Annotated in this window: 2 protein-coding genes; one reads left to right on the top strand and one right to left on the bottom strand. The window is 67.3% G+C overall.

Features of this window, described 5'->3' with window-relative positions; all coding sequences use genetic code 11:
- A partial coding sequence (locus EOA36_RS33460; RefSeq protein WP_127281013.1) for a diguanylate cyclase occupies positions 1–1,680 on the bottom strand: 1,680 nt, incomplete at its 3' end.
- Positions 1,681–1,912: 232 nt separating this feature from the next.
- On the opposite strand from EOA36_RS33460, the gene EOA36_RS33455 reads away from it, so the two are divergent.
- The coding region (locus EOA36_RS33455) for an ester cyclase (protein ID WP_145969458.1) at positions 1,913–2,372 on the top strand (460 nt) is incomplete at its 3' end.

Genomic DNA, 2,372 nt, shown 5'->3' with positions numbered 1-2,372 from the left:
GCCCGAATGCGGCGCCCCGGTTTCCTCGATGATGCTGTCGACGAAGTCCCATAGTCCCGGATCGCTCAGCGTCTGCGCCGACAGGTTGAAGCCGAGCGTGATCGCGCCGGATTTCATCGCCGCGCCGTGCCGCGACAGCGCGGTGCGGATGATCCAGCGATCGAGCCGCGCGGCAATGCCGAAGCGCTCCGCCGCCGGTATGAACTCGCCGGGCGGGATCAGCCGACCGTCCTTTCCGGCAAGCCGCGCCAGCACCTCGACATGGCGGGTCTCTTCCCAGGGCCTGCCCAGCCGGTGGATCTCCTGGCCGAACAGCTTCAGCCTGCCGTCCTCCATGGCGTCCACCGTGTCGGCGGCGAGCCGTGCCGCGTTGAGGCCGCCCGAGCCGGAGACGGCATCGGTCGAAAACAGCGCGAAGCGATCGCGCCCGGCGGCCTTGGCCGCGTAGCAGGCATCGTCGGCGCAGGCCAGCGCGTCGGCAACCGTGGTGACGCGGTCGCGGACGATGGCAATGCCGATGCTGGCAGCCAGCCGGCGTGAGGTCGCGGCAACGCCGAGATCGGCGTCGCGCACGGCCGCCAGGATGGCGCCCGCCAGCCGCTCGGCCTGCACGGCGTCGCAATCGGGCACCATCAGCGCGAACTCGTCGCCGCCGAGCCGCGCCGCATGCGCCGATGGCGGCAGGCAGCGGCCAATGCCCGCGGCGACGCTCTTCAGCGCCAGATCGCCGGCGGCATGGCCGGCGAAATCGTTGAGCGCCTTGAAGTAGTCGAGGTCGATGTAGAACACCGCGAGCGGCACGCCCGTGGCGATATGGTCGGCGAGCAGCCTGTCGAAGGCGGCGCGGTTCCACAAGCCGGTCAGCGCGTCATGGCGGGCGGCGAAGGCAAGCTCCTGTTCGCGCAGCTTGTCCTCGGTGATGTCGCGCACCGTGCCGAGAACCAGGCCGGCCGCGCCCGCCGCGGCAACGAAGCGCACCAGCGACTCGACATGGCGGATGGCGCCGTCGCGCCTGATGATGCGGTATTGCGAGGCGGTAACCTTGTCCGAGCCGGGCGTCGGCAAATGCGCCTGCTCGGTGGCTTCCTTGTCGTCGGGATGCAGATAGGTATGCCAGAGGCCGCCCGACACTTCGTCGGTGTCGGCAACGAGGCCGAATATGTCCCGCGTGCGGGCGTCCCAATAGCTCTTGTTGGTGGCCATGTCATAGTGCCAGATACCGGTGCCGCTGGCGGCGAGCGCCAGGCGGAAGCGCACATTGACCTGTTCGAGCGCGGCCTCGGCCGCCTTCTGCTTCGAGATGTCGGTCTGCACGCCCATCAGCCTGAGCGGCTTGCCGTCGACGTCGCGCTCGACGATGCCGCCGCGGTCGAGCACCCATATCCAATGGCCCTGCTTGTGCTTGAGCCTGAGTTCGGTTTCGATGGCGTCGGTCAGCCCGGCAATGTGGCGGTCGCCGCTGGCCAGCGCCCGCTCGCGGTCGTCGGGATGGGTCAGTTGCAGCCACAGGTCGCTGGTGTTGGCGAGTTCATCCTCGCCGTAACCCAGCATTCGCGCCCAGGTCGCCGAATAGAAGCTGTCGCCGGTGCGAAGATTCCAGTCCCAGACGCCAAGATGGGCGCTCTCCAGGGCCTTGGCCCAGAACGCTCCGTTGCGATTTTTCCTGCCCTGCCGCGCCATCGTCCGTTTCGCCTGCCCCATCCCGCGGGGCAATCTGCGGCAAAACCAGAGAAGAAAGCGTTACTTGTCGCGCAAGGCGGCGGAGGTGCGCCGCCATCACCGGCCGTTGCTGCTCTGCGCCTTTCGATTGGCCGGCAAGAACCGGAGTTTTGCGCGCGTCCGATCGTCCTAGGGATGGCTGGGGATCATCGACACAGGTGATCTCCAAACCAGACAAGAAGAGGACCTCCCTATGACCAAGCAGGAAGACAACAAGGCCGTCGTCGTCAGATGGTTCACCGACTTCTGGGGTGAAACCTGCGACCTCTCAGTCGTCGACGCCGTCGCCGCGCCCGACATGCTGCTGAAATATTCACTGCACGAGCCGCGCCGCGGTCGCGACGACATCAAGGCCTTCATGACCGATTTCCGTGCCGCCTTCCCGGATCTCAATTTCTGGGCCACCGCCGATCTCATCGCCGAGGGCGATTATGTCGTCGGCCAGTGGGAGGGCGGCGGCACGCATACCGGCCCGGCCTTCAGCGATTTCCTCACCGGTTCGCTGCCCGCCGCCACCGGCCGCACCATGCGGTTCACCGGCACCACGGTGCTGAAGGTGATCGACGGCAGGATCGTCGAGGAAATCGGCCTCGACGATCCTGCCGTCGATCACCTTCAGCACCGTGGTGCCGGTGAACCGCATGGTGCGGCCG

This window comes from Mesorhizobium sp. M8A.F.Ca.ET.021.01.1.1 (genome assembly GCF_003998025.1).
GTDB lineage: Bacteria > Pseudomonadota > Alphaproteobacteria > Rhizobiales > Rhizobiaceae > Mesorhizobium.
This window is presented reverse-complemented; position numbering and strand designations above follow the sequence as displayed.